Below are 26101 nucleotides of genomic sequence, written 5' to 3' on the forward strand. Positions count from 1 at the left end.
GTTCAATCCCCAAATTTGCTAATATTGGAGCCATATTTTTACTAAACTTAAGTCAAAACACTAAGGACTTCTCTCTCATTCTATTCAAAAAATCGAATGCATTTTAATATTGACTGCACATAATAATATATTTCAAAAAATAGTGTTGTCTATTCGTTTTTTAGTTTCTTAAGATATGGCAAAATGCACCAGCAAAATAAAAAGAGTAAAAAATACAGCAGACCTTTTGTTTATCATATTATTCAACTACAATATATTTTATGCTTATCCTTGCCATAGACACTGCTTCAATCTATTGCGCTGTTGCGCTCATTCGTCATAAATCTATCATTGCACAGATCAGTGAACGTATGAACAAAGGACACGCCGAAAAACTTATTGGATACATTGCACAAGTCACTGACCAAGCCAATATTACTCTTAATCAAATTGAGCGTATTGCTGTCAATATTGGACCTGGATCATTCACCGGTGTGCGTGTGGGTGTTTCAACAGCAAGAGCTTTAGCACTAGCGCTAGAAATACCAGCTGTTGGAGTAAGTGCACTTGAAGCATTAGCAGCACAGGCAGCCAATAAAAATACTACGTTAGCAATAACCGTTGTCATAGAGGCTGGGAGAGAGATGTTTTACCATCAAAATTTTAACGAAGATCTCACCCCTTTGGGGGCACCTAGTTTAAAAACAATCGAAAATATCATCGAAGATTTACCTCAGCAAACGAGACTCACTGGTCCTGCTGCTCATATCGTTGCGCTGTATATTAAAAACAATCAGATAAACAAAAAAGTTGTACTAGATCAAAGCTTATGCGAAGCAGCTGATATTGTAAGCTATGCTCATCTTGCTGCAAGCAAACAACCACAAGAACGCCCCCATCCGCTTTATCTACGTAATGCTGATGCCAAACAACAAACCGGTTTTGCTCTACCACGAAAAAAATAATGTCCAAATGTTCATTAACAAAAAAGCATTTTCGGATTGCTCAGCTACAAGCAGATGACAGCGCCTCGCTTACGCAAATTCATCAGCATTGTTTTGTCCCTGCTTGGGAAAAACAAGCATTTGACCATTTTTTACAAGATCACTCTATCTTCGGATACAAAGCCTCTCTCATCCGACAACCTGATACAATCTTAGGCTTTTGTCTATGCCGTCTCATTCTTGACGAAGCAGAAATCATCACAATTGCTATCCAACCCCATTATCGTCGACAAGGAATCGGACACCTGCTGATCGAGAATACACTTCGCCATCTTCAGCACAAAAACGCTATTAAGCTATTCCTAGAAGTAGAAGAAACAAATGTTTCTGCTTTAAACCTTTATCAACGTTTCGAATTTCAAAAAATTTCCAAACGTCCTGCGTACTACCAATCTAAAAACAGCCGTATAGATGCAATCATCATGCAAAAAACTTTTAAGCAAATAGATTGAGATTTGCATAAAAAACATTTAGATATGCGTTATGAAACAAGAAAATCCTAAAAATACGCCCCCTGTTGCTCCTAAAAAGGTTTTTATCAAAACTTATGGGTGTCAAATGAATGTTTATGACAGCCAACGAATGACTGATAGTCTCAGTTCACAAGGTTATGTCGCTACCCAAACACCAAATGATGCCGACCTTATTCTTGTCAATACCTGCCATATCCGTGAAAAAGCAGCAGAAAAACTCTATTCTGATCTTGGTCGCTTGCGGGTCATGCGTCAAGAACGTACACCTGAAAACCCCTTGATGGTCGGTGTAACCGGTTGTGTTGCACAAGCGGAGGGAAATGAAATTCTACGTCGCGCACCAATAGTGGATCTCGTTATTGGACCGCAAATGTATCATCGCTTGCCGGACCTATTAGAACAAACCAAAAAAGGGAAAAAAATTGTCGCAACAGACTATGCTGTTGAAGATAAATTTGCGCATTTGCCACCTCATAATAAACGTGCTGTAAGAAAACGAGGCGTGAGTGCATTTTTAACAGTACAGGAAGGCTGTGATAAATTTTGCACTTTTTGTGTTGTTCCCTATACACGAGGTGCCGAAATATCGCGATCCGTCGAGCAAATTACCGAAGAAGCCCGCCAACTCATTGAAGCTGGTGTTAAAGAAATTACGCTGCTTGGACAAAATGTAAATGGTTGGCATGGACAAAGTGCTAATGGCAGAACTTGGCGCCTTGGTGATCTTCTCTATCATCTCGCCAAACTAGATGGTTTAAAGCGTCTACGTTACACAACAAGCCACCCACGTGATATGGATGACAGTCTTATTGCTGCACACCGGGACCTTGATATATTAATGCCTTATCTGCATCTCCCTGTCCAATCAGGTTCAGATCGCATCTTAAAAGCAATGAACCGCCAACACAAAAGCGTTCATTATCTTCATCTTATCGAAAAAATTCGTGCCGCACGACCCGATATTGCTTTTTCAGGCGATTTTATTGTAGGATTTCCAGGAGAAACAGATGAAGATTTTGAGGAAACCATTAAACTTATTAAACAAGTGCAATACAGTTCAGCCTATTCTTTCAAATATTCTCCTCGACCTGGAACAATCGGTGCAACAATGAAAAATCATGTTGATGAAGCTGTGAAAGATGCTCGGCTTCAACATTTACAAATCCTTCTTCTTGAACAGCAAAATGCGTTTTTGCACTCCAAAATTGGTCAAACAACCGATGTTCTCATCGAAAAAGCAGGTCGTCACTCTGGGCAAATGGTAGGTCGCTCACCTTGGCTTTTGCCTGTTGTTGTGGATACAGAGGCGGCTACAGGAACCGTAGTGCCAATTCATATTAAAAATGCAAGCTCAAATAGTTTTGTCGGTGAAACAGCAAATATATAGATGCATCTTGCACATCTTGTTTAAAACACAGATTTTAGAGAACTTTTTTATTTTTGAAATAAAATGATCACACTTCAAAGTTACACTCTATACTAAAGAGTGATTGTTTTTATGAAGTTTATTCGAAAAAGTGTGCAACATTTAGTAAATATGGGAGAATAGGTTGAAAAGTTCAACCGAAAAAGTAAAGCGTGTTAAAGAGAAAATGCATACTTTCTCTGAAAATGCTATTATCTCAGAAAAAGCAAACGCATCAGATGTTCATCATGTTGTTTTAATTTTTGAAAATAATAAATATGCGAAAGCAGTATTTGGTAAATTCGACGAAAATCTTACTTATATCGAACAAAAACTCGGACTTAGCATCCATCCACGCGGCAATGAAGTTTTAATCCATGGAAAAACTACCGCCACAAAGCATGCCCAATATGTGTTACAGCAGCTTTATGAACGCGTTAAAACACACCAAGAGCTCACTTTATCGGATATAGAAGGAGCGATTGCCATGGCAAACTTGCCACACAAACAACAAGAATCGCCAACAAAAAACCAATCTGCAACAAAACGTATACTAGCACGGTTGAATACCCATAAAAAAACTATCCATGCTCGAACTCCGACACAAGATGCTTACATACACGCAATGGAACACTCTGAACTTGTTTTTGGCATAGGACCAGCAGGAACAGGCAAAACATATCTTGCTGTTGCTCATGCTGCAATGCTTTTAGAGCGTGGTATCATTGAACGAATTATCCTCTCACGTCCAGCCGTTGAAGCTGGAGAACACCTTGGTTTTCTTCCCGGTGATCTCAAAGAAAAAGTTGACCCATATTTACGTCCACTTTATGATGCGCTCTATGATATGATACCTGTCGAAAAAGTAGAACGTATTTTAGCTTCTGGTATCATAGAAATTGCTCCTCTTGCTTTCATGCGTGGACGAACACTTACTCATGCGGCTATTATTCTTGATGAAGCGCAAAATACCACACCTATGCAAATGAAAATGTTCCTCACACGTCTTGGGGAAGGAGCACGTATGATCGTTACCGGTGATGTAAGCCAAATTGATTTGCCTACAGGACAAAAATCAGGTTTAACCGAAGCAATACGCATTCTTTCAAATGTAGAAAATATTGCAATTATTCGTTTTGATGAAAAAGATGTTGTACGTCATCCTCTTGTTAGCGCTATTGTCCGTGCTTATGATCGTGATTCTGGAGCACAAAACAAAGAACACTTTCATACGGTACATCAGGAAAGTGAATTTGATTTGTCATGATTACTATTGATATAATAGTTGAAAGCACGGGGTGGAATGATAAAAAAATGCTTTATAATATCACTGAAAAAGCATTAAAAACGACAATGCATCATGTTTCATTGGGGAATGTTGTAAGCGAAATCAGCCTGCTTTTTACGGATGACAAACATATGGCAAAAATAAATGCGCTCTGGCGCAATAAAAACCAACCTACAAATGTGCTATCTTTTCCTGCTTTTCCCCTTAAAGCTGGAGATTCTCCTAAAAACATGCTTGGTGATATCATCATTGCGCGAGAAACTGTTGTTCTTGAAGCAGAAAAAGAAGGAAAATCATTTCAGGACCACTTAACGCATATGATTGTCCATGGCGTCCTCCATCTTCTTGGCTATAATCATGAAACAGATGATGAAGCATATCACATGGAAAAACTCGAAAGAGAAATTCTCCAAAAGCTTTCCATAAAGGATCCTTATGCTGAATTATCTTAACAAGATCACAATTCTAAAATTTAAAGTACCTTATGCCTCTATTATAAAAAAAGTCTAGAAAATTTAAAACTATGGCAAACAAAGTAAATGCACCCAATAATAGTCAAACGTCTTCTAATATTGAAGAACATCCTTCTTCAAAGACAAATCATACGGAAAAAAATTCTCTGATGAGCCATTTGTTTTCGTTCTTACGTGGACGCAATTCGTCACTGCGCGATGATCTCACCGTTGCACTCACTGCTGATAATGAAAAAGATACAGCTCTCTTCTCACTTGAAGAACGCACTATGCTGCATAACATCTTACGTTTGCGTGAAGCACGCGTTGATGATGTTATGATTCCACGTTCTGAAATCGAGGCTTTGGAAATAAACACCCCTCTTGAGGAAGCCCTTAAATGTTTTGCCAAAATTGGCCATTCTCGCATCCCTGTTTATGCTGAAACCTTAGATGATCCGCGAGGTATGATCCATATTCGTGATATCCTAAGTTATATAACGCGCTTTATTATACAATCAGTCCAGACAGAGCAAACATCCGATTCATTGCAGTTAAACCACACAGATTTACATACTCCAATCGGTGAATTAGACCTGATTCGAACAGTTCTCTTCGTTCCTAGCTCCATGCTTGCAAGCCAATTACTGACACGAATGCAAGCCACACGAACACAAATGGCTTTGGTAATTGATGAACATGGGGGGACAGATGGTTTAGTTTCTATGGAAGATATTGTCGAATTGGTCGTTGGTGATATCGAAGATGAACACGATAATGTCGATAACGCTATCGTACGTGAACCCAACAATAAATGGCTCGTTGACGCAAGAACCGAACTAGAAGATGTAGAAAAAGCTCTCGGTCCTGATTTTATCGTAGGGGAATATGGTGATGAAGTCGATACTATCGGTGGTTTGATTGTCTCCATTCTTGATCGCATTCCTGCAAAAGGTGAAGTTATTGAGGCGGTACCAGGCTATCGATTCCGTATTCTAGAAGCTGATAAACGTCGAATTAAGCGATTGCGCATTTTTCGTATCTCGGAGAATGAAAATTTTAAATAAAATATCATCTACAAGGAATAGCCTAGTATTTTCAAAAAGTTTCATACTTTGCTTACTTTCCTTCACTGGTTGGAAACGACAAGCCGTGCTATTTCTGTGTGGTGCCTTTACCGCTCTTGCACTTCCACCCTTTTATTTAATACCTCTCTGCTTTTTAACTTTTCCTATCTTCATTGTTTTACTTGATGAAATAAATACCATCCAAAACAATAAAAAACGCCTTCTAACCTATGCTTTAAGCTGTGGAATCTTTGGCTTCGGTTATTTTCTTTGCGGCCTTTGGTGGCTATGCAATGCGTTATTGACAGATCCCGTTGCTTTTGGTTGGGCAGTGCCATTTGCCATTTTGGGCCCTCCCCTCTATCTTTCTCTTTACTGGTTTTTTGCGGGCTTTATTGCCTGTTTGTTATGGACAAAGGGAATAGCGCGCTTTTTTGTTCTGGCCTTTGCGCTAGGACTAGCAGAATGGATGCGCGCACTCCTGTTCACAGGCTTTCCATGGAATGCTCTTGGCTATACAGTTATGCCAACTCCTATGCTCATGCAATCAGATGCAATCGTGGGACTTTACGGAATGAATATTCTTGCCGTCTTAGTCTACAGTTTACCTACTGTTTTATTAACAGGTGAAAAAAAGAAAAACGCACTTTCTCTTTGCTTAGCGCTTCTATTACTTCACAGTGGTTTTGGATTATATCGTCTCAAAACCGCACCTAATATGGCTGATTATCAAAAAAGTAGTTATTGGGTGCGTATTGTTCAGCCTTCTATCCCACAAAACACAAAATTGAGCAATACTACACGAGAAGCTATATTTACAGCCCATATGAATTTGACTGCATCATCCACAGCGGATCAGAATCCAGAACCCGACCTTATCGTATGGCCTGAAGCATCTCTTCCTTACCTTCTCGGTGATAACTCTGATAATATCACAATGCGTATTGCCTCTCTTCTTAAGCCAAAACAATGGGCTATTATTGGTGCTATACGTGCCAGTAATGATCCTGCCAATGCACAAACGCAATATTTTAATACAATTGCAGTCATTAACGCTAAGGGTAATGTTTTAAATACTTCTGATAAACTTCACTTGGTTCCTTTTGGTGAATATCTTCCCTATCAAAATTTGTTGAAAAAAATTGGATTGCATATCCTTTCTGATACTATTGGTGGATATAGTGCTGCGAGTGTACGCAAAACTGTCATGATACCGAACGGATTTTCTTATCTTCCGCTGATTTGTTATGAAGCAATATTTCCCAATGAAATGACTTTTAAAGGCCCCTCTCCTCAAGCAATCATTAATGTTACAAATGATGCATGGTTTGGCATAACACCTGGTCCATACCAACATCTTCAACAAGCGCGACTTCGTGCCGTGGAACTGGGAATCCCCCTCATTCGAGCAGCTAATAATGGAATATCGGCTGTTATTGATTCTTATGGACGAATCGTTGTAGCTCTCCAACAGAATGCTGTTGACATTATTGATTCGCCAATTCCATCATCAATCGCCACCATAGGAAGCAATGGATACAAAATATTCTCTACTTTTATCTTATTCATTCTTATGCTATTGTGCCGTGTTTGTTTTGGTTCTACAAAACAGCTTCAATGATCGAATGCCCATGTACGGTATCATGTTATATGTGCCACGAGCGTCGGGAAAAAGTGTTACATATTATTTTATTGTATGATAAATCAACCTCACATAAATCTGGTGTTGATTTAGAAGTGAAGTGTTTGGAAATTTAGAAGAGTTGCATTATGACCGAAACTAGAAAAAAACCCGATCCTATAGATATCTATGTCGGAACTCGTATTCGTTTACGTCGTAATATTTTAGGACTCACCCAAGAGAAACTGGGGGAAAAATTAGGTATCACTTTCCAGCAAATCCAAAAATATGAAAAAGGTACAAACCGCATTGGAGCAAGTCGTCTTCAAGCGATCGCGGAGATTATGGATGTACCTGTTTCGTATTTTTTTGATAAAGGCATTAATACCCAACAGGTAGAAGGCTTTGCTGAAAGCGATAACAGTTTTATGGATTTTTGCTCTAGCAGTGAAGGAATCCAGCTTATGCGTGCTTTCACAAATATATCTGATACTAGAGTGCGTCGAAAAATCATTGATTTAGCAAAAGCACTTTCTGAAGAAGATCTGACAAACAAGCTATAAAGTTATCTCTTTTCTTTCATTCACCTTATAAATCAGCATTGACGATTTGCTACGAGATTGGCAAATAGGAGCAGCTTTAATAAACAATAAATTGTTGGTTTTCTTTTTGAAGGAGTTCCTATGCCGCATCAAGATTATCTTTTTACAAGTGAATCAGTATCGGAGGGACATCCTGATAAAATTTGCGATCGTATTTCCGATGAGATCGTTGATATGATCTATAAGGAAGCTCAAAAAACTGGTACTGATCCATGGCTTATACGAATCGCTTGCGAAACTTTAGTAAGTGTAAATCGCGTTGTTATTGCCGGTGAAGTACGTGTTCCTGATACACTCTTAAAAAAGGATAAAAATAAGCAATTTATCTATGATGAAGCTGGTTTTCCACTCATTAATCCTACTCCTTTTCGTACAGCAGCGCGCCGTGCTATTCGTGCAATTGGTTATGAACAAGTAGGCTTCCATTGGAAAACCGCAAAAATTGATGTTCTTTTGCGCCCCCAATCGGCTGATATTGCACAGGGAGTTGATAACGCTTCAGATCGGAATGGCGAAGAAGGTGCAGGAGATCAAGGTATCATGTTCGGATATGCTTGCCGTGAAACACCAGATCTCATGCCCGCGCCCATTTATTATGCACATAAGATTCTCAAACTTCTTGCCGAAGCCCGCCATAAAAAAGAAGGTGAAACTGGAAAATTAGGACCAGACGCTAAAAGCCAAATAACAATCCGGTATACAAATGGAAAACCAACAGAGGTAACATCCATTGTTCTTTCAACACAGCATTTAGATGAGAGCTGGGATTCCAATAAAGTACGTGCGGTGGTTGAGCCTTATATTCGTCAAGCTTTACATGATATTCCTATTTCTGATCAATGCAGTTGGTACATTAATCCAACAGGAAAATTTGTCATCGGTGGTCCTCAAAGCGATGCAGGGCTGACGGGGCGCAAGATTATTGTTGACACTTACGGAGGCGCTGCACCCCATGGTGGAGGCGCTTTTTCAGGAAAAGATACAACAAAAGTTGATCGTTCTGCAGCTTATGCTGCACGCTATCTGGCTAAAAATATTGTGGCAGCTGATTTAGCAGAACGATGCACCATTCAACTCTCCTATGCAATTGGTGTTGCGCAACCCTTGTCCATTTATCTTAATCTCCATGGAACAGGAAAAGTCGATGAAAGTGTTCTTGAAGCCGCAATCCGTAAAATAATGGACCTTTCACCAACAGGCATCCGAAAACATCTTAACCTCAATAAACCGATTTATGCAAAAACAGCTGCTTATGGTCATTTTGGACGTAAGCCAAAACATGATGGTTCGTTTTCATGGGAAAAAACCGATCTCATTCAAACGCTTCAAACAACGATTAAAATGCCATGATTGTACAAAATGCGCGTACATGTGAAGCCTTTTTTGGTCGCCGAAAAGGAAAACGGTTACGAAACAGCCAGCTTACGCGTATAAAAATGCTTCTTCCAGCTCTTAGCATTGATTTAAATAACTCTGCACCTTTAGACCTAACGTCCTTATTTCCCAGCAAAGTAAATGAAATCCGGCTTGAAATTGGCTTTGGTGGCGGTGAACATTTGCTCCATGAAATGGAGCATTTTCCACAAACTGGTTTTATTGGCATCGAACCCTTTATCAATGGCATGGCAAAAATGCTGATGTCTCTTGAACAGCATAAACAGCATCAAAATCATCTTCGCCTCTATGATGATGATGCTACACATCTCCTTGATTGGCTCCCAAATGCATCACTTGACGGAATAGACCTTTTCTATCCTGATCCATGGCCTAAAAAAAAGCATTGGAAACGACGCTTCATTAACATCAAAAATCTTAACCGTTTTGCACGCGTTCTTAAAACAGGCAAAAAATTTCGCTTTGCCAGCGATATAGAAAGCTATATAAACTGGACACTATACCATTGTATCCACCATCACAGCTTTGAATGGGAAGCAGAAAACCCGCAAGATTGGAAAACACCTTATCCGCTATGGACAAGCACCCGCTATGAAGCAAAAGCTTTACGTGAAGGTCGAACTCCTGCCTATCTTACTTTCATTAAAAAATAAATGATGAAACGCTTTTCTTATAAATAACTTGAAAAACTTTGAATTTAAGAGTATCAATGGGTAAATTCTTGGTCTTATGATGAGGAGTGGGCCGTCTGGACCCGCTCTTTTTTATGTCATAGCATCGATGAAGCTAACTTGGATAAAGTGTATGAGCGAAACTGAAAGAATGCGTGATATTGATGAGCCGCGTTTGTTTGAAGAAAACGGCATAGAAGCACAAGTTGCTGCTCTTGTTACACCATTGCTTAAGCCTTTAGGTTTTCGTTTGGTCCGCATAAAACTCCTTGGACAAAATGGTTTAACACTTCAAATTATGGTCGAACGTGCTGATGGCTCTATGACAATAGAAGATTGCGAAACTGTTAGTCGAACCGTTTCACCCCTTCTTGATGTACAAAATGTTATTGAACGCAAATATCATTTAGAAATTTCCTCTCCTGGAATTGATCGTCCACTGGTAAGAAAATCTGACTTTTTTCATTGGCAAGGACATGTAGCAAAAATTGAAACGAAAATAACAATTGATGGACGCCGAAAATTTCGTGGAATGCTCACAAATATTACGCAAGATGGCTTTACCTTAAACACCGATAAAGCGGCCTATGGAGAAGCCATGTATACTTCTATTCTTTTTGATGACATCATTGATGCCCACTTGGTACTTACCGATGAACTTATTCGCGATGCGTTGAAAAAAAATAAAGATTTAAGTCAACAGTTTATTCCAGAAGATAACCCTAACGGCTCAAAACAGGCACAAAATCACAAGAATTAATATCACTGGATATCAATGCCCATCGTGTGGCACAAAGAAGGAGAAAATCGATGGCTACAAGCGCTAACAGGCTTGAAATTCTGCAAATTGCAGATGCTGTTGCACGTGAAAAGTCGATTGACCGTGAAATTGTTATTTCTGCAATGGCCGATGCTATTCAGAAAGCGGCGCGTTCTCGCTATGGTCAAGAAACCAATATCCGTGCTGAGATCAATTCAAAAACAGGCGAAATTAAATTACAACGTTTGCTTAAAATTGTTGATGTCGTTGAAGATTATACCACTGAAATTACTTTATCTGATGCGCTTAAACGTCAAGCGGACGCAAAAATTGGGGAGTTTTTTTTCGACCTTTTGCCTCCCATGGATTTTGGACGTATTGCAGCGCAATCTGCTAAACAGGTTATTGTACAAAAGGTACGTGATGCAGAGCGTGATCAACAATACGAAGAATTCAAAAATAAAATTGGTGAAATTATTTCCGGTACAGTAAAACGTGTGGAATATGGCAATGTTATCGTCGATCTAGGACGTGGTGAAGCTATTGTACGACGCGATGAATTAATTCCACGTGAAGCCTTCCGCTATGGAGATCGTATTCGTGCCTTTGTTAATGATGTGCACCGCGAATCGCGGGGGCCACAAATTTTCCTTTCACGCACACATCCTCAATTTATGGTAAAACTTTTTACCATGGAAGTGCCAGAAATCTATGATGGTATTATAGAAATTAAATCTGTTGCTCGTGATCCAGGTTCGCGTGCTAAAATTGCTGTTGTTTCACGTGATGGTTCCATTGATCCCGTTGGAGCATGCGTCGGGATGCGCGGAAGTCGCGTTCAAGCTGTTGTTGCAGAATTACAAGGTGAAAAAATTGATATTATTCCTTGGTCACCTGATGCCGCAACATTTATCGTCAATGCACTCCAACCTGCTGAAGTTTCCAAAGTCGTCCTCGATGAAGATGCAGAACGTATCGAAGTTGTTGTCCCTAATGATCAGCTCAGTCTTGCTATTGGTCGGCGTGGACAAAATGTTCGTTTAGCTTCGCAACTAACAGGCTGGAACATTGATATTTTAACGGAACAAGAAGAATCTGAAAACCGTCAAAAAGAATTTACTAAACGCAGTAAGCTGTTTATGGAATCTTTAGATGTTGACGAAATGATCGGGCAGGTTATGGCGTCAGAAGGCTTCTCTTCTATTGAAGAGATTGCTTATATTGATCTTGAAGAAATCGCTTCCATTGATGGTTTTGATCATGAAACTGCTACTGAAATCCAAAGCCGTGCGCGTGAATATCTAGAACACAAAGAAAAAGAACTTGATGAAAAACGCAAACAACTCGGTGTTTCTGATGCATTGCGAATACTTCCTGGAATGACAAATGCTATGTTGGTTGCTGTTGGTGAAGATGGTGTAAAAACAATGGAAGATTTTGCAGGCTATGCAGTCGATGATTTGGTTGGCTGGAGAGAACGTAAGGATGGTCAAACACAGAATTTTTCTGGTATTCTGACTCCATTTGAGATTACACGGGCTGATGCAGAAGCTATGGTTTTAGCTGCACGTGTGCAAGCAGGCTGGATAGACCAAGCCGATCTTATTACAGAAAATTCTGCCGAAAGTAAAAGTTCTGCCGAAAACGAAAAAATAGATAATTTGGATATGGATACACTTTAAATGAATGAACGGACCTGCATTGTGACAAGAAAAAATGCTTCAGCAAAAACGCTGATCCGTTTTGTTATTGGTCCCAATAATCAAATCGTCCCTGACCTTAAATCCAATCTTCCTGGACGCGGTGTCTGGGTTTCCTCACACCGCTCTGTAATTGAGGAAGCGATCAAACGTAAAGCTTTTAACAAAAGTTTTAAAACAGATGTTGAAGTTGCGTCAAATCTTGCGCATATTGTTGATACACTTTTGCTAAAAGCCGCTCTTTCAAGCCTTTCCATGGCACGAAAAGCAGGTGCCGTTGTCATGGGAGCAACCAAAGTTGATACTGCTATCCGTTCTGGTAAAGTTATCTTCGTACTTCATGCTAAAGAAACTACAGAAGATGGGAAACGAAAAATTGCACAAGCCATCCATACAATACAACAACAAACAAATCGGAATATAAAAACAATATCTTTATTTACAAGTGATGAAATGCGGATGGCTTTTGGCTCTAATCCTGTGATGCATGCGGCCTTATTGGACACCAAGGCTGCCGAAGGGTTTATCAAAGCGATACACAGGCTGCTCGCCTATCGTGATGACAAGCATAGCAAGCCTAGTGAGATGACGGCAAAAGCCGTGAAGGAAGTACAATGAGTGAAAATAATAATGACAAAACAACAGTCAAGAGGACACTAACCCTAAAACGGTCAGTCCTAGAAACGAGCACGGTCAAACAAAACTTTAGCCATGGCCGTACGAAGGCTGTGGTTGTCGAAACCAAGCGACGCAAAATTACGCGACCTGATGAAAAAACTGAAATATCACAGCCAATTACGAAACCACATGTGGCCCAGCAACGCTCTAAACCACGATTTGAAGAAGCTAAGCCTAGCGAACCTATGGCCAAAAACAATCTTTCATCAGCTGAAATGGAAGCAAGACTTCGCGCATTAGAAGAAGCACATATCCAAGAAAGGATAACGCGTGAAAAAGCCGAAGAGCAAGCAAGGCGCGCCAAAGAGCGTGAAGAAAGTTTGCAGCAGGCAATTCAAGAAACCGAAATACATCAAGAAGAAGAACAAAGCTCTACGGTGCAAACTTCACCTCTTCCCCTTGCTCACCCTCAAATAGAACCGATAGATATTCCTATTACGCCTAAAAATACAACTGTAATTGAAAAACGTAAAGCAGATGAAACTAAAGATGACGATCGACATAGCCGACGCGCTACTCCTGCTAAGTCAGAAGTGCGTGCACCAAAAGTGATAAAAGGTGCCGATGAGCGACGTCGTGGAAAGCTCACCCTCAATAGTGCACTAGACGAAGAAGGAAGTGCACGTGGGCGTTCGATGGCTGCAATGCGCCGTAGGCAAGAAAAATTTAAACGTGCGCAAAACCAAGAACCAAAAGAAAAAATTTCTCGCGAGGTTGTTCTTCCAGAAACTATTACCATTCAAGAACTCGCACAGCGCATGACTGAACGTTCCGTTGATGTGATTAAATTTCTCATGAAACAGGGACAAATGATGAAACCTGGAGACGTTATTGATGCAGATGTTGCCGAGCTTATTGCCGTTGAATTCGGCCACACTGTTAAACGTGTTTTAGAATCTGATGTAGAAGAAGGCATCTTTAATATAACTGATAATCCTCAAAAAATGCAGCAGCGTCCACCAGTCGTAACAATTATGGGCCATGTTGACCACGGAAAAACTTCTCTTCTCGATGCTATTCGAAAAGCAAATGTTGTTTCTGGTGAAGCAGGAGGTATTACACAGCATATTGGTGCTTATCAAGTAGAACAAAATGGTCAAAAGATTACCTTTATTGATACGCCTGGGCATGCCGCATTTACAGCAATGCGCGCTCGTGGAGCCCGTGTTACAGATATTGCCATTCTGGTTGTAGCTGCTGATGATAGTGTCATGCCGCAAACAATTGAATCAATCAATCATGCAAAAGCCGCTGGTGTGCCTATTATCGTTGCGATCAATAAAATTGATAAACCAGCTGCTGATGCCCAAAAAGTGCGTACAGAACTTTTGCAACACGAAGTGTTTGTTGAAACTATGGGCGGAGAAACTTTGGAGGTCGAAGTTTCTGCTAAAACGGGACAAAATCTTGATAAACTTCTCGAAGCTATTCTCCTTCAAGCTGAAATTCTTGATCTCAAAGCAGATCCAAAACGAACCGCAGAAGGCGTTGTCATTGAAGCCAAATTGGATCGGGGTCGTGGATCTGTTGCAACAGTTCTTGTTCAAAAAGGCACATTGCATCCTTCTGATATTATCGTTGCAGGCAATGAATGGGGCCGTGTACGCGCCTTGATTGATGATCATGGTCGCCATATTAAAGAAGCACTCCCCTCTACACCCATCGAAATTTTGGGCATGCAAGGAACACCACAAGCTGGTGACCGTTTTGCTGTCGTCACACATGAAGCAAAGGCGCGGGAAATTTCTGAATATCGTCAGCGATTAGCACGTGATAAAGCTGTAGCACGCCAAACAAGTTCTCGCGGTTCTCTTGAACAGATGATGACCAAATTACAAACCACGGGTGTCAAAGAATTTCCCCTTATTATTAAAGGAGATGTGCAGGGATCAATTGAAGCAATCGCCTCAGCATTAGAAAAACTAGGAAATGAAGAGGTACGTGCACGCATTGTCCATTCTGGTGCTGGAGGTATTACTGAAAGTGATATTTCTCTTGCTGAAGCTTCCAACTCTGCTGTAATTGGCTTTAATGTTCGAGCTAATAAACAAGCACGTGATTGTGCTAAAATACAAGGAATTGAAATTCGCTATTATAACATCATTTATGACCTTGTTGATGATATAAAAGCTGCTATGTCAGGATTACTCTCACCAGAGCAGCGCGAGACTTTCCTTGGTAATGCCGAAATTCTGGAAGTCTTTAACATTACAAAAATTGGAAAAGTTGCTGGATGCCGCGTTACAGAAGGTAAAATAGAAAGAGGAGCGGGTGTCCGCCTTATCCGCGATAATATTGTCATTCATGAAGGAAAGCTTAAAACACTCAAGCGCTTCAAAGATGAAGTCAATGAGGTCCAAAGTGGTCAAGAATGTGGAATCGCATTCGAAAACTATGAAGATATGCGTGCAGGAGACATTATTGAAATCTTCCGCGTCGAACATATTAATCGCACATTATAAAATAATCCAATGCCTTTACTCTTTCGTAAAATGAGAAAAAGTGGGAGTTATAGGCTATTGTTCTTTCTTATCCTTTAAAGTGATAGAGGGAAGAGGAATTGTAATAAGGATAAAGCTTTTATGAAAAATGCAAATCCATCACAACGGCAATTAAGAATCGGAGAGCAAGTACGCCACGCATTAGCTCATATATTGCAGCGCGGTATTTTACTTGACGATGTCTTGAAAAATATGGTGATTTCTATCTCTGAAGTACGCATGTCACCAGATTTGAAAATTGCCACCTGCTTTGTGTCTCCTCTCAGCACTCTTGATCACACTTCTCATGGTGATGTTGTTGATATCCTCAATAAACATAGTCGCTTTATCCGTGGAGAAATCAGTCATTCGTTGCGACAAATGAAATATATGCCTGAACTGCGTTTTCGGCTTGATAGCAGTTTTGATAATTTTTCAAAAATTGATACCCTGCTCCGCTCTCCTGAGGTAGCACGTGATCTTCACCGTGTTGATGAACATGAGGATTAAAAAAACATGACACGGCAACGCAAAAAAAAAGGCCGATCTGTTTCTGGCTGGGTCATATTTGATAAACCAAAAGGAATGAGATCAACAGAAGCTGTCTCACAAATCAAATGGCTCTTTCATGCACAAAAAGCAGGACATGCTGGTACACTTGATCCCCTTGCTTCTGGTCTCCTACCCATTGCACTAGGCGAAGCAACCAAAACTGTTCCCTACGTTATGCAAGGCACAAAAACCTATCGTTTTAAAATTGTCTGGGGAGAAGAACGCTCAACAGACGATCTAGAAGGGGAAATAACGAAAACATCTCTCAAACGTCCAACTCAAGAAGAGATACTCGCCCTTCTGCCTAAATATACGGGGGTTATTTTGCAAACACCCCCACAATTTTCAGCAATCAAAATTGCTGGTAACCGTGCCTACGATTTAGCGCGTGAAGGTAAAGTTGTTGAAATTTCTCCCCGTCAAGTGGAAATAGAAACTTTTAAATTGATCGAAAACACCAGCAAAAAACATTCCGTCTTTGAAATAACCTGCGGAAAAGGAACCTATGTGCGCTCCTTAGCACGCGATATGGGACGTGATCTCGGTTGTTATGGGTATATTGCCGATTTAAGGCGTATTGCAGTTGCACCTTTTTATGAAGATGATCTCATTACATGGGATGAGCTAAAAGCGGTAATACTGGATCAAAGTACAACAAATGAAAATAACCTTCCTCCCCAAAAAAAATTCACAATACTTGATGAATTCTTAATTGAAACAGGCGCTGCTCTGGATTGTCTTTCTCATTATGCCCTTAGTGGAACTCAAGCACAGCGAGTCATGAGGGGTAATCCTGTGTTTCTCTGTGAGAGCAATGCTCCCGTTGATGAAGATGAGGTTTGTGTAACCTACAAAAGCCAACTTCTTGCTATAGGTACTCTTGAGAAAAATCAGTTCAAACCAAAGCGTATTTTCACAATTTAAGCTGTTCTTTCTCACAAAAATCTCTCGTGGAAAGATATGTTCCTATATCGATAAAGAGAATGAAGTTCTTCTCATTTCTCTACATTTCACCTCTTATCATCAAGGTAACTGATCAGCAGAAGGCTTTAAATGCATCTCATTGGCATGCGGTATCGTTTGCCGCTCAATCATACGGTGTACTCTTATACCGTTAGGTGCACGATTTAAGTGACGCAGAAGCTTATTCACCTCTGCATCTGCTTTTATGCGACGGTGATTATGACGCAAGTAATCTACCCATGTTGGCATATGATAAGCTTCTGTCCAATACTCAGGCCTTTCAAGATCACGTAAAAGAACCCATTGACGAGCGCCATCACGTAAACGAATATGGCGACGGCGTGTCATTACTTTGAGAAATTCTTCAAGATCATTTTCATGAATTTGATAATCGATCATAATCATGATCGGACCGCTTTGCGCTTTTAGATCAAGTAAAAGCTCTGGTTCTCTGAAATGATCAAGAGGATCCAGATCTATCTGGGGAATTTCCTGAATTCTAAACTTTACCCCCGCAAGAGCTCCAAAAATGAGAAATAGAGAACAAATACTCAAAGCAACTGTTGGAGAATAACCATCAGCCAGCCCCCCCCAAATTGCACTTCCAACAGCCATCCCCCCATAAGATGACGTTTGATAAAGAGCTAAAGCACGTGCAACAACCCAACGCGGCGTAGAAAGTTGTACGGATGTATTAAACAGTGACAACGCCAAAACCCAACATAAACCTGCAGGAAATAAGGCAATATGACTTACAATCAACGAACGGCTGATTGCTAAAAAAAAGCAGGAAAAAGCAAACCCAATAAATGCACTTGCAATAATCGTCTCTAAACGAAAATAATGCCGTACAGATGAGTTAATAATACCAGCGGTCATTGCTCCCAGACCAAAACATCCCAGCAATGTACCATAAAGAAGCGCACTTCCCTCGAGAACTCTATGCACAACAATCGGTAAGAGTGCCAAAATCGAAATCGCCCCAATACCAAAAAGGAACGCTCTGACCATAATATTAAGCAGATTAGGTGACATCGCAACATAACGCAAACCATCCGAGACAGCTCCTAAAAGTCTCTCCCGTGGCAATGGGTTATTTTTATAGCTTTGTTTCCATAAAAACAAAGCACCAATTAAAGGAATGTAACTTATTGCATTGAATAAAAAGGCAGCGGCTGCACCTAAAGTAGCAATGACAGCACCACCAATAGCAGGACCTACACTACGCATCAAATTAAAACCGACACTATTCAGACTCACAGCAGCAGGAATATTTTCCCTACTCACAATATCTCCTATTGTTGCTTGCCAAGAAGGATTATAGAATGCAGTGCCGCACCCAATCAAAAACGTAAAGCACAACAAAAGCCAAGGTGTTAGAACCCCCATATAGGCTAAAACAGCTAAAATCGTTGATATAACCATCATTATAATCTGCGCACACAACATAATTTGACGCCGATTAAAATTGTCAGCTAATGCGCCTGCCATCAGAGAAAAGATAACAAGTGGTAATGTTGTAGCACTTTGAACAAGCCCAACCATGGCATGCGAAGAACTAATCAACGCCATTAACCAACCCGCTCCTACAGCCTGTATGAGCCCACCTAAATTAGAAATGAGAGTGGATGCCCATAAATTTCGAAATACCGAATTACGAAAAAGCTTTAATATTGAAATGCTTTGCATCTTTTTCCTCCAAATCGGTATTCTATCGTTTTTTGTTACCCAACACACTCTGTAAAACAGCAATCTTTGTATCAAAAGGATGCATAATTCTTTAAAAAATTCCTATAAAGCACCCTTAAAATCAATCTTTCAAAACATACCCCTTTACGAAAGAAGCTCTTCAAGTTGCCTTCAAGGACTAGTATTTTAACCTTCTTTCCTATATAAATGCCAGAGCAAGTGAGAGTCTTGGACTCTTCTTGTTCTATCACAGACCCTGGCTGAACGACATCTCGGCTATGGGTGGCTTTTGTTTCTTCGTTTTTTGAAAGGATAATGCGATGTCGATTACAGCTGAACGTAAACAAGCTCTTGTCGCAGAATACGCAAATAAAGTTGGTGATACAGGATCACCAGAAGTGCAGGTCGCTGTACTTTCTGAACGTATTTCTAATTTGACTAACCATTTCAAATCTCACAAAAAGGATAACCATTCTCGTCGTGGTCTTTTGAAGATGGTATCTCAGCGCCGTCGCCTGCTTGATTACCTTAAAGGAATTGACCAAAATCGTTACCAGACACTTATCAGGAAGTTAGGTTTGCGTCGCTAAAAGAAAAATGGGTGGATAGTGTTTCTAAACAAATCCACCCTTTTTTTTAATTTGCTACTTTTCGTTAAAGACTTTAAAAACTGATGAGTAACCATCATGGGGCAGGATTGCTAGTTGCTTCGCGTTTAAATTGCGATTTATTCTTCTCTTTTCGTGAAAAAACAGAAGTGTCTTGTTGTCCTGCCCATAGCTTTAAAATATGCTACGCAAAACCAGAATGTGAGCACTTAAAGATGTGAACACTGGTCATTAAGGATAAAAAATGTTCAAAACACACAAAATAGAAATTGAATGGGCTGGTCGGCCACTCACCCTTGAAACAGGGAAAATAGCACGTCAAGCTGATGGTGCAGTAATTGCCACCTACGGTGAAACCATTGTCCTAGCAACCGTTGTTTCAGCCAAAACTCCAAAACCAGATCAAGATTTTTTTCCACTTACCGTTAATTACCAAGAAAAATCCTATGCTGTTGGTAGAATACCCGGTGGTTATTTAAAACGTGAAAGCAGGCCGAGTGAAAGTGAAACTTTGATTTCACGTTTGATCGATCGTCCAATTCGTCCCCTCTTCGCCGACGGTTATAAAAATGATACGCAAGTCATCGTTTCCGTTATACAGCATGATCTCGAAAATAATCCCGATATCCTCGCGCTGATTGCAGCTTCTGCCGCATTAACCCTGTCAGGTGTTCCTTTCATGGGCCCCATTGCTGGTGCTCGTGTCGGTTACTGTAACGGACAATATGTTCTTAACCCCCACATCGATGAAATGCCTGAATCAAAACTTGATCTTGTTGTTGCCGGAACAGAAAGTGCTGTTTTGATGGTTGAATCAGAAGCTCAAGAATTGCCCGAAGACATCATGTTAGGTGCAGTGATGTTTGGGCACAAAGGCTTTCAACCGGTTCTTGATGCCATTATCAAACTTGCCGAAGTTGCTGCAAAAGATCCACGTGAGTTCATTCCGGAAGATCTCTCCGATCTTGAAAAAGCTATGCTCGAAATGGCTGAACAAGACATACGAAAAGCTTACACAATTACTGATAAACAGGAACGTTATGCTGCAATTGATACACTTAAAACAGAAGTGCTCAATAAATTTATGCCGGAAACAGAAGAAGACTGTAAATTCAGTGCAGATCAAATCGCAACCGTTTTCAAACAGTTGCAAGCAAAAATTGTTCGCTGGAATATTCTTGATACGAAAAAGCGTATTGATGGACGCGACCTTTCAACAGTGCGTCCCATTCAATCAGAAGTTGGTATTTTACCCCGAACACATGGATCAGCTCTCTTTACCCGTGGAGAAACACAAGCAATTGTCGTTGCAACACTAGGAACTGGAGAAGATGAACAATATGTTGACTCCTTAACGGGTATGTATAAGGAAACATTTCTCCTCCATTACAATTTCCCACCATTTTCAGTGGGTGAAACAGGACGCCTTGGTTCTCCTGGCCGTCGTGAAATCGGGCATGGCAAACTGGCATGGCGTGCAATTCACCCTATGTTGCCAACTAAGGAATCTTTTCCTTATACCATTCGTGCTGTCTCAGAAATTACAGAATCCAATGGATCCTCTTCAATGGCAACTGTTTGCGGCACTTCACTTGCTCTTATGGATGCCGGTGTTCCTCTGGCACGACCTGTCGCAGGTATTGCCATGGGATTGATTAAAGAAGGTGAACGCTTTGCTGTTCTGTCTGATATTTTAGGGGATGAAGATCATCTTGGAGATATGGATTTTAAAGTAGCGGGAACAGAAAATGGTATTACTGCCTTGCAAATGGATATCAAAATTGATGGTATTACCGAAGAGATTATGAAAATCGCACTTGAACAAGCCAAAGGTGGTCGAGTTCATATTCTTAACGAAATGGCTAAGGCTTTAACCAGCGCACGTGCTGAACTCAGCGAATTTTCTCCACGCATCGAAGTTATGAAAATTTCCGTTGATAAAATTCGTGAGGTTATCGGCTCTGGCGGTAAAGTTATTCGAGAAATCGTTGAACAAACTGGAGCAAAAATTAATATTGAAGATGATGGAACAATTAAAATCGCTTCTGCCGATGCTAAAACCATCGAAGCGGCAAAGCGCTGGATCCATTCAATTGTTGATGAACCTGAAGTGGGTGTTATCTATCAAGGAACAGTTGTAAAAACAGCAGAATTTGGCGCATTTGTAAACTTTTTTGGCTCACGTGATGGACTCGTTCACATTTCGCAACTTACATCAGAACGCGTCACAAAAACCACGGATGTTGTTAAAGAAGGCGATAAAGTTTGGGTTAAATTAATGGGCTTTGATGAGCGTGGTAAAGTTCGCTTATCGATGAAAATTGTTGATCAACAGACCGGAAAAGAAATGGCTGCTGATGATTCGATAAAAATAGAAAAAGAAAAAAACACTGATGAAAAAAATAAATCCGAAAACAAGCGCCGTCATAAGAAAAAAGAAGAGTGATTTTTCCCTCTTGTCATGAAATAAAAATGCCATCCCAATATTGGAATGGCATTTTTCTTTGAAAGAGCCACATGTGTTACTGTTTTTACCTTTTGAAAACCATGCACTCCCCTTTCCTGATTCAAGCCAATCTTGGCTGAGTTTTGGTTTAACTGAACTTCCCGCTCTAAAATGGGCACAAAACTTAGAAGTTATAACGCCTTGGCGACCAAACTTTTTAAAATTTGCCAATGCTCAATTTCGCTGTTCTCCTCAAATAGATCAAACTGTCACCTATGATGGTGCGCTTTTGCATTTAAGCAAATATCGTGGTTTTAACCAAAATTGTTTTCTTGATCTATTAGAACGTGTTAAACCTAGGGGATGGATTGTTATCGGTGGAAACAAAACTACCGGTGCTGCTTCAATGATGAAATGGGTCAAAACAATCGTCCCCATCACTGATAAATTATCCAAAAATCATGGTCTTGTATTCTGGCTTCAAGTCCCGCAACAGATGGATAGACAAAACATTGCATGCTTGCGCTCACCACCTCTTACTTTTGAAAATAAATTTCAAACCACTTCTGGCATGTTCTCGCACGGCCGTATTGATCTAGGCTCTGCTGCGCTTGCTCTACACATGCCCCAAATTATTTCCGGAAAGACTGCCGATTTTGGTGCTGGTTGGGGTTTCCTTTCTCACGCTGCACTTGAAAGAAGTGAAAAACTCACTGCTCTCGACCTCTATGAGGCCGACTACAACGCTTTGAGAGCAGCCAAACAGCATCTCAAGCACATAACAACTTCTTGTCCGATTCATTTTTATTGGCATGATCTTGTGCAGGAGCCAATCATAGATCTCTATGATACAATTATTTCAAACCCACCGTTTCACACGCAACAAACGACAGATGTTTCATTAGGACAGCATTTTATTATAAATGCTGCAAAATACCTAAAGCCAGGTGGCAACCTGCTTCTTGTTGCTAACCGCCACCTTCCTTATGAAACATTGTTAAAAAAACTTTTCCGTACAGTATTGATACATGAAAAAGCTCATGGCTTCAAAGTTATCGAAGCACGTCGATAGACGAAAATAAGCAATCACTTTAAAGAATGAAACGCGAAAGATCGATATCAGCAGCAAGATCGCCTATAGATTGTCTGACATAAGCAGCATCAATTTTAAATGATGTTCCAGCTTTATCGGGTGCTGTAAAAGAAATCTCATCTAAAACGCGCTCCATCACCGTTTGTAAACGACGTGCCCCTATATTTTCAATCCTTGCGTTTAAATCTACGGCAATATCCGCTAAAGCATCAATCGCATCATCAGTAATTTCTAAATGAACCTCTTCTGTTGCCATTAAAGCGATATATTGCTTAATCAAACTCGCTTCAGGTTCGGTTAGAATACGCCGTAAATCTTCCCTTGTTAGAGCATTTAGCTCCACGCGGATAGGCAAACGTCCTTGCAATTCTGGTAATAAATCAGAGGGCTTGGAAACATGAAACGCACCTGAAGCAATAAAAAGGATATGGTCTGTTTTAACTTGACCATATTTTGTAGCAATTGTTGTCCCTTCAACCAAAGGTAAAAGATCTCGTTGAACACCTTCACGCGAAACAGCAGCACTTGCCCCACCATCTCGGGTTGCAATTTTATCAATCTCATCGATAAAAACGATTCCGTCATTTTCAGTAACACGGAGTGCTTCTTGAATAATTTGATCCTGATCAAGGAGCTTTTCAGATTCATCATCAATGAGAGGCTTAAAAGCATCCTTTACTGTCGTTTTGCGAACCTTTGTACGACTCCCCATTTTGCCAAAAATATCTGATAAATTCATAATTCCCATTTGCGCACCAGGCATACCAGGAATATCAAAGGTCGAAGCGCTATTGCTGTTATTATCGGCTACTTCAATTTCAATTTCTTTCTCATCCAATTCACCTTCGCGCAATTTTTTGCGAAAACTGTCACGGGTAGCAGGACTTGCTGTCTTACCAACAAGGGCATCTAAAACACGCTCTTCAGCATTAATATGAGCCTTGACTTTGACTTCATCCCGTTTTTTTTCACGGACAAGAGAAATGGCAATCTCAACAAGATCACGAATAATTTGCTCAACATCACGTCCCACATAACCAACTTCAGTAAATTTAGTCGCTTCTACTTTAACGAAAGGTGCTCCGGCAAGTTTTGCTAATCGACGCGCTATACCCGTTTTACCAACACCTGTTGGCCCTATCATCAAAATATTTTTTGGCATAACCTCTTCACGCATTGGAGCATCAAGCTGTTGTCTACGCCATCGATTGCGCAGTGCAATAGCAACAGAACGTTTGGCATCATTTTGGCCAATAATAAAACGATCAAGTTCAGAAACAGTCTCACGAGGGGAAAATACAATACACATTCAAATAGCTTTCTCTAAAGAAGATAATTCTGCATCCAATGTTTCAATTGTAAAATGATCATTGGTGTAAACACAAATTTTAGCGGCAATATCCATAGCTTTACGGGCAATGCTTTCCGCATCCAAATCCATATCCATAAGTACTCGAGCAGCCGAAAGAGCAAAATTGCCCCCAGAACCAATTGCCATAACCCCATCTTCTGGTTCTAAGACATCACCAAGCCCTGTTAAAGCTAAAGTTATTTTCTTATCAGCCACGAGCATCATTGCTTCGAGACGACGCAAATAACGGTCTGTTCGCCAATCTTTTGCAAGTTCTACACATGCACGCATAAGCTGATCAGGATATTGCTCAAGCTTTGTTTCCAATCTTTCCAGCAATGTGAAAGCATCTGCTGTAGCACCTGCAAAACCAGCAATAACCGCTCCGCCCTTTCCAAGACGACGGACTTTGCGTGCATTGCCTTTCATAATCGTCTGCCCAAGTGAAACCTGACCATCACCGGCCATCACGACTTTGCCACCTTTTCGTACCGTAATAATAGTTGTACCATACATTATGTCTGGCTTATGTTCTGCCATAAAGAAACTCCTTAATATTGATTTCTTTTCATCAAACGTAAAATCCAATCGCTATTGTCTTTATTATCGCTATTGTCTTTATTTAAGAACATATACAGCAAAACACAATGATTTAGCACAATTCAATTTGTTGCAATAAAAAATGATATCATTGTTATCAATGCAAATTGTTGCTAAATAACTTTTGTAAATAGTTTGCGTCTTTTAAAGGAAAAATTATGAAAAAAATAGCAATAGGAACATTGGGAGGCACAATTGCAATGGCTGCTGACAATCTTGGTCAAATGCAACCGACATTAACCTCAGATATCCTCATCAAAACTGTTCCTGATTTAAATAAAGTTGCTAATATTCATGCGCAAACGCTTACACAATTACCAAGCGGATCTTTATCTTTTAAAATTCTTTTTGAAATAATAGAGTGGGCAAAACAACAAATAAAGGCTGGTGCAGAAGGTATTGTTTTAACCCAAGGTACTGATACACTGGAGGAAACAGCTTTTTTTCTTTCCCTTTATTGGAATAAAGCAGAACCGCTCATTGTAACTGGCGCTATGCGTATACCCTGTGAAGCAGGCGCCGATGGACCTGCTAATATCTTAGCAGCAACCCGTGTCGCTGTTCATCCACAAAGTCGAAACAGAGGCGTTTTAGTTCTCATCAATGATACCATTCACTCACCTTATTGGGTCCAGAAAAGCCATACCGTCAAAATTGAAACATTTCAGTCAGGTCTAACTGGTACTTTAGGAACTATTTTGGAAGGAAAACCGATTTATTTCAATGATCGCAATTTCTTCCCAACAACATTTGATCTTCCAAAAAACAAAAACCACCAAGTTGCACTCCTACACTCCTCTTTATCCTCTGATACCCAATTAATGAAGTTCTGCCTTGAAAGTGGGAATTATGCTGGACTTGTTATCGCTGGTTTCGGATCAGGGCACTGCAGTTTTGAAGAAGCAGATATCGTGCGACAATATACACAAAAAATGCCTATCATTATTGCTAGCCGTATCTGTAATGGCTCCACAACCCGCGCAACTTATGGCTATAAAGGTTCAGAAGTCGATATGATTGCTGCCGGTGCTCTCATGTCTGGTTATTTATCAGCAGTAAAAGCACGTTTACTTTTATGGGCTTTTTTGGCACAAGGACATTCATTGGCACAAATCCGTGCACACTGGAATGACTGGACTATAAGCTAACCAAAGATTATATACTATTTAAAAGAAGAGAATATGCAAAATAAAATTCGTTTGAATACAAAACAGCCCGCCTCTC

At 40.3% G+C, this 26101-nt stretch carries 22 protein-coding genes and 1 pseudogene; 20 read left to right on the forward strand and 3 right to left on the reverse strand.

What is annotated here, in order from left to right; all coding sequences use genetic code 11:
- The first annotated feature begins 260 nt into the window (after window positions 1-260).
- The 16 genes and pseudogenes from tsaB to truB all read left to right on the forward strand — a co-directional run bounded on the left by tsaB (window position 261) and on the right by truB (window position 17051).
- Window positions 261-944: a tRNA (adenosine(37)-N6)-threonylcarbamoyltransferase complex dimerization subunit type 1 TsaB gene (gene tsaB, locus ABD915_RS02920; protein WP_345114921.1), complete on the forward strand. Its 684-nt coding sequence runs from the start codon at window positions 261-263 to the stop codon at window positions 942-944.
- Window positions 944-1435: a ribosomal protein S18-alanine N-acetyltransferase gene (rimI, locus tag ABD915_RS02925; RefSeq protein ID WP_345114924.1), complete on the forward strand. Its 492-nt coding sequence runs from the start codon at window positions 944-946 to the stop codon at window positions 1433-1435. Before tsaB ends, rimI begins: the two co-directional genes overlap by 1 nt.
- Window positions 1436-1466: 31 nt before the next feature.
- On the forward strand, window positions 1467-2843 hold the full coding sequence (miaB, locus tag ABD915_RS02930; RefSeq protein WP_345114927.1) for a tRNA (N6-isopentenyl adenosine(37)-C2)-methylthiotransferase MiaB: 1377 nt from the start codon (window positions 1467-1469) through the stop codon (window positions 2841-2843).
- A 163-nt stretch (window positions 2844-3006) separates the two neighbouring features.
- Window positions 3007-4128, forward strand: a complete 1122-nt coding sequence (locus ABD915_RS02935; protein ID WP_345114930.1) for a PhoH family protein — start codon at window positions 3007-3009, stop codon at window positions 4126-4128.
- Window positions 4125-4601 carry an rRNA maturation RNase YbeY gene (gene ybeY / locus ABD915_RS02940; RefSeq protein WP_345114933.1) on the forward strand — a complete coding sequence of 159 codons (477 nt, stop codon included), beginning with the start codon at window positions 4125-4127 and terminating at the stop codon, window positions 4599-4601. Before ABD915_RS02935 ends, ybeY begins: the two co-directional genes overlap by 4 nt.
- Window positions 4602-4672: 71 nt before the next feature.
- Window positions 4673-5668 carry a hemolysin family protein gene (locus ABD915_RS02945; RefSeq protein ID WP_345114936.1) on the forward strand — a complete coding sequence of 332 codons (996 nt, stop codon included), beginning with the start codon at window positions 4673-4675 and terminating at the stop codon, window positions 5666-5668.
- Window positions 5652-7289, forward strand: a complete 1638-nt coding sequence (gene lnt / locus ABD915_RS02950; protein WP_345114939.1) for an apolipoprotein N-acyltransferase — start codon at window positions 5652-5654, stop codon at window positions 7287-7289. The genes ABD915_RS02945 and lnt overlap by 17 nt, the downstream gene beginning before the upstream one ends.
- 149 nt (window positions 7290-7438) lie before the next feature.
- Complete coding sequence (locus ABD915_RS02955) at window positions 7439-7852, forward strand: helix-turn-helix domain-containing protein (protein WP_345114942.1); 414 nt, start codon at window positions 7439-7441, stop codon at window positions 7850-7852.
- A gap of 120 nt (window positions 7853-7972) precedes the next feature.
- Window positions 7973-9241 (forward strand): methionine adenosyltransferase, encoded by a 1269-nt coding sequence (gene metK, locus ABD915_RS02960; protein WP_345114945.1) that lies wholly within the window; start codon window positions 7973-7975, stop codon window positions 9239-9241.
- Window positions 9238-9939 carry a tRNA (guanine(46)-N(7))-methyltransferase TrmB gene (locus ABD915_RS02965; protein ID WP_345114952.1) on the forward strand — a complete coding sequence of 234 codons (702 nt, stop codon included), beginning with the start codon at window positions 9238-9240 and terminating at the stop codon, window positions 9937-9939. Before metK ends, ABD915_RS02965 begins: the two co-directional genes overlap by 4 nt.
- 127 nt (window positions 9940-10066) lie before the next feature.
- On the forward strand, window positions 10067-10717 hold the full coding sequence (gene rimP / locus ABD915_RS02970) for a ribosome maturation factor RimP (protein WP_345115114.1): 651 nt from the start codon (window positions 10067-10069) through the stop codon (window positions 10715-10717).
- A gap of 50 nt (window positions 10718-10767) precedes the next feature.
- Window positions 10768-12399 carry a transcription termination factor NusA gene (nusA, locus tag ABD915_RS02975; RefSeq protein WP_345114955.1) on the forward strand — a complete coding sequence of 544 codons (1632 nt, stop codon included), beginning with the start codon at window positions 10768-10770 and terminating at the stop codon, window positions 12397-12399.
- On the forward strand, window positions 12400-13035 hold the full coding sequence (locus tag ABD915_RS02980) for an RNA-binding protein (RefSeq protein ID WP_345114957.1): 636 nt from the start codon (window positions 12400-12402) through the stop codon (window positions 13033-13035).
- Window positions 13032-15557, forward strand: coding sequence for a translation initiation factor IF-2 (gene infB / locus ABD915_RS02985; RefSeq protein ID WP_345114960.1), 2526 nt, complete (start codon window positions 13032-13034; stop codon window positions 15555-15557). The genes ABD915_RS02980 and infB overlap by 4 nt, the downstream gene beginning before the upstream one ends.
- 117 nt (window positions 15558-15674) lie before the next feature.
- Window positions 15675-16085, forward strand: a pseudogene (gene rbfA, locus ABD915_RS02990) (30S ribosome-binding factor RbfA); the annotation flags it as partial.
- Window positions 16086-16091: 6 nt separating this feature from the next.
- Entirely contained in the window at window positions 16092-17051 is a 960-nt protein-coding gene (truB, locus tag ABD915_RS02995) for a tRNA pseudouridine(55) synthase TruB (protein ID WP_345114963.1), read from the forward strand.
- A gap of 99 nt (window positions 17052-17150) precedes the next feature.
- On the opposite strand, the gene ABD915_RS03000 is transcribed toward truB, so the two are convergent.
- Entirely contained in the window at window positions 17151-18779 is a 1629-nt protein-coding gene (locus ABD915_RS03000; RefSeq protein ID WP_345114965.1) for an MFS transporter, read from the reverse strand.
- Window positions 18780-19099: 320 nt separating this feature from the next.
- On the opposite strand from ABD915_RS03000, the gene rpsO reads away from it, so the two are divergent.
- The 3 genes from rpsO (at window position 19100) to ABD915_RS03015 (ending at window position 22905) form a co-directional block, all read left to right on the forward strand.
- Window positions 19100-19369: a 30S ribosomal protein S15 gene (gene rpsO / locus ABD915_RS03005; RefSeq protein WP_004864305.1), complete on the forward strand. Its 270-nt coding sequence runs from the start codon at window positions 19100-19102 to the stop codon at window positions 19367-19369.
- 262 nt (window positions 19370-19631) lie between these two features.
- Window positions 19632-21833, forward strand: a complete 2202-nt coding sequence (pnp, locus tag ABD915_RS03010; protein ID WP_345114969.1) for a polyribonucleotide nucleotidyltransferase — start codon at window positions 19632-19634, stop codon at window positions 21831-21833.
- A 73-nt stretch (window positions 21834-21906) separates the two neighbouring features.
- Entirely contained in the window at window positions 21907-22905 is a 999-nt protein-coding gene (locus ABD915_RS03015) for a class I SAM-dependent methyltransferase (RefSeq protein WP_345114972.1), read from the forward strand.
- A gap of 19 nt (window positions 22906-22924) precedes the next feature.
- Here ABD915_RS03015 and hslU read toward each other — a convergent pair whose 3' ends face one another.
- Window positions 22925-24235, reverse strand: coding sequence for an ATP-dependent protease ATPase subunit HslU (gene hslU, locus ABD915_RS03020; protein ID WP_345114974.1), 1311 nt, complete (start codon window positions 24233-24235; stop codon window positions 22925-22927).
- On the reverse strand, window positions 24236-24817 hold the full coding sequence (gene hslV, locus ABD915_RS03025; RefSeq protein ID WP_345114976.1) for an ATP-dependent protease subunit HslV: 582 nt from the start codon (window positions 24815-24817) through the stop codon (window positions 24236-24238).
- A gap of 218 nt (window positions 24818-25035) precedes the next feature.
- Between hslV and ABD915_RS03030 the strand changes: the two genes are divergently transcribed.
- Window positions 25036-26025 carry an asparaginase gene (locus tag ABD915_RS03030; protein ID WP_345114979.1) on the forward strand — a complete coding sequence of 330 codons (990 nt, stop codon included), beginning with the start codon at window positions 25036-25038 and terminating at the stop codon, window positions 26023-26025.
- Window positions 26026-26101: the final 76 nt, after the last annotated feature.

The sequence above is a fragment of the Bartonella jaculi genome, from assembly GCF_039543045.1.
GTDB classification, from domain to species: Bacteria; Pseudomonadota; Alphaproteobacteria; order Rhizobiales; family Rhizobiaceae; genus Bartonella; species Bartonella jaculi.

Bases quoted from the DNA above. Each gene is read 5' to 3' on its own strand.
- ybeY (WP_345114933.1), top strand. From the start codon at position 4,125: ATGATTACTATTGATATAATAGTTGAAAGCACGGGGTGGAATGATAAA.
- infB (WP_345114960.1), top strand. From the start codon at position 13,032: ATGAGTGAAAATAATAATGACAAAACAACAGTCAAGAGGACACTAACC.
- ABD915_RS02980 (WP_345114957.1), top strand. From the start codon at position 12,400: ATGAATGAACGGACCTGCATTGTGACAAGAAAAAATGCTTCAGCAAAA.
- ABD915_RS02965 (WP_345114952.1), top strand. From the start codon at position 9,238: ATGATTGTACAAAATGCGCGTACATGTGAAGCCTTTTTTGGTCGCCGA.
- lnt (WP_345114939.1), top strand. From the start codon at position 5,652: ATGAAAATTTTAAATAAAATATCATCTACAAGGAATAGCCTAGTATTT.
- truB (WP_345114963.1), top strand. From the start codon at position 16,092: ATGACACGGCAACGCAAAAAAAAAGGCCGATCTGTTTCTGGCTGGGTC.
- tsaB (WP_345114921.1), top strand. From the start codon at position 261: ATGCTTATCCTTGCCATAGACACTGCTTCAATCTATTGCGCTGTTGCG.
- nusA (WP_345114955.1), top strand. From the start codon at position 10,768: ATGGCTACAAGCGCTAACAGGCTTGAAATTCTGCAAATTGCAGATGCT.
- ABD915_RS03030 (WP_345114979.1), top strand. From the start codon at position 25,036: ATGAAAAAAATAGCAATAGGAACATTGGGAGGCACAATTGCAATGGCT.
- pnp (WP_345114969.1), top strand. From the start codon at position 19,632: ATGTTCAAAACACACAAAATAGAAATTGAATGGGCTGGTCGGCCACTC.
- rpsO (WP_004864305.1), top strand. From the start codon at position 19,100: ATGTCGATTACAGCTGAACGTAAACAAGCTCTTGTCGCAGAATACGCA.
- metK (WP_345114945.1), top strand. From the start codon at position 7,973: ATGCCGCATCAAGATTATCTTTTTACAAGTGAATCAGTATCGGAGGGA.
- miaB (WP_345114927.1), top strand. From the start codon at position 1,467: ATGAAACAAGAAAATCCTAAAAATACGCCCCCTGTTGCTCCTAAAAAG.
- rimP (WP_345115114.1), top strand. From the start codon at position 10,067: ATGAAGCTAACTTGGATAAAGTGTATGAGCGAAACTGAAAGAATGCGT.
- ABD915_RS03000 (WP_345114965.1), bottom strand. From the start codon at position 18,779: ATGCAAAGCATTTCAATATTAAAGCTTTTTCGTAATTCGGTATTTCGA.
- ABD915_RS02945 (WP_345114936.1), top strand. From the start codon at position 4,673: ATGGCAAACAAAGTAAATGCACCCAATAATAGTCAAACGTCTTCTAAT.
- rimI (WP_345114924.1), top strand. From the start codon at position 944: ATGTCCAAATGTTCATTAACAAAAAAGCATTTTCGGATTGCTCAGCTA.
- hslU (WP_345114974.1), bottom strand. From the start codon at position 24,235: ATGTGTATTGTATTTTCCCCTCGTGAGACTGTTTCTGAACTTGATCGT.
- ABD915_RS02955 (WP_345114942.1), top strand. From the start codon at position 7,439: ATGACCGAAACTAGAAAAAAACCCGATCCTATAGATATCTATGTCGGA.
- hslV (WP_345114976.1), bottom strand. From the start codon at position 24,817: ATGGCAGAACATAAGCCAGACATAATGTATGGTACAACTATTATTACG.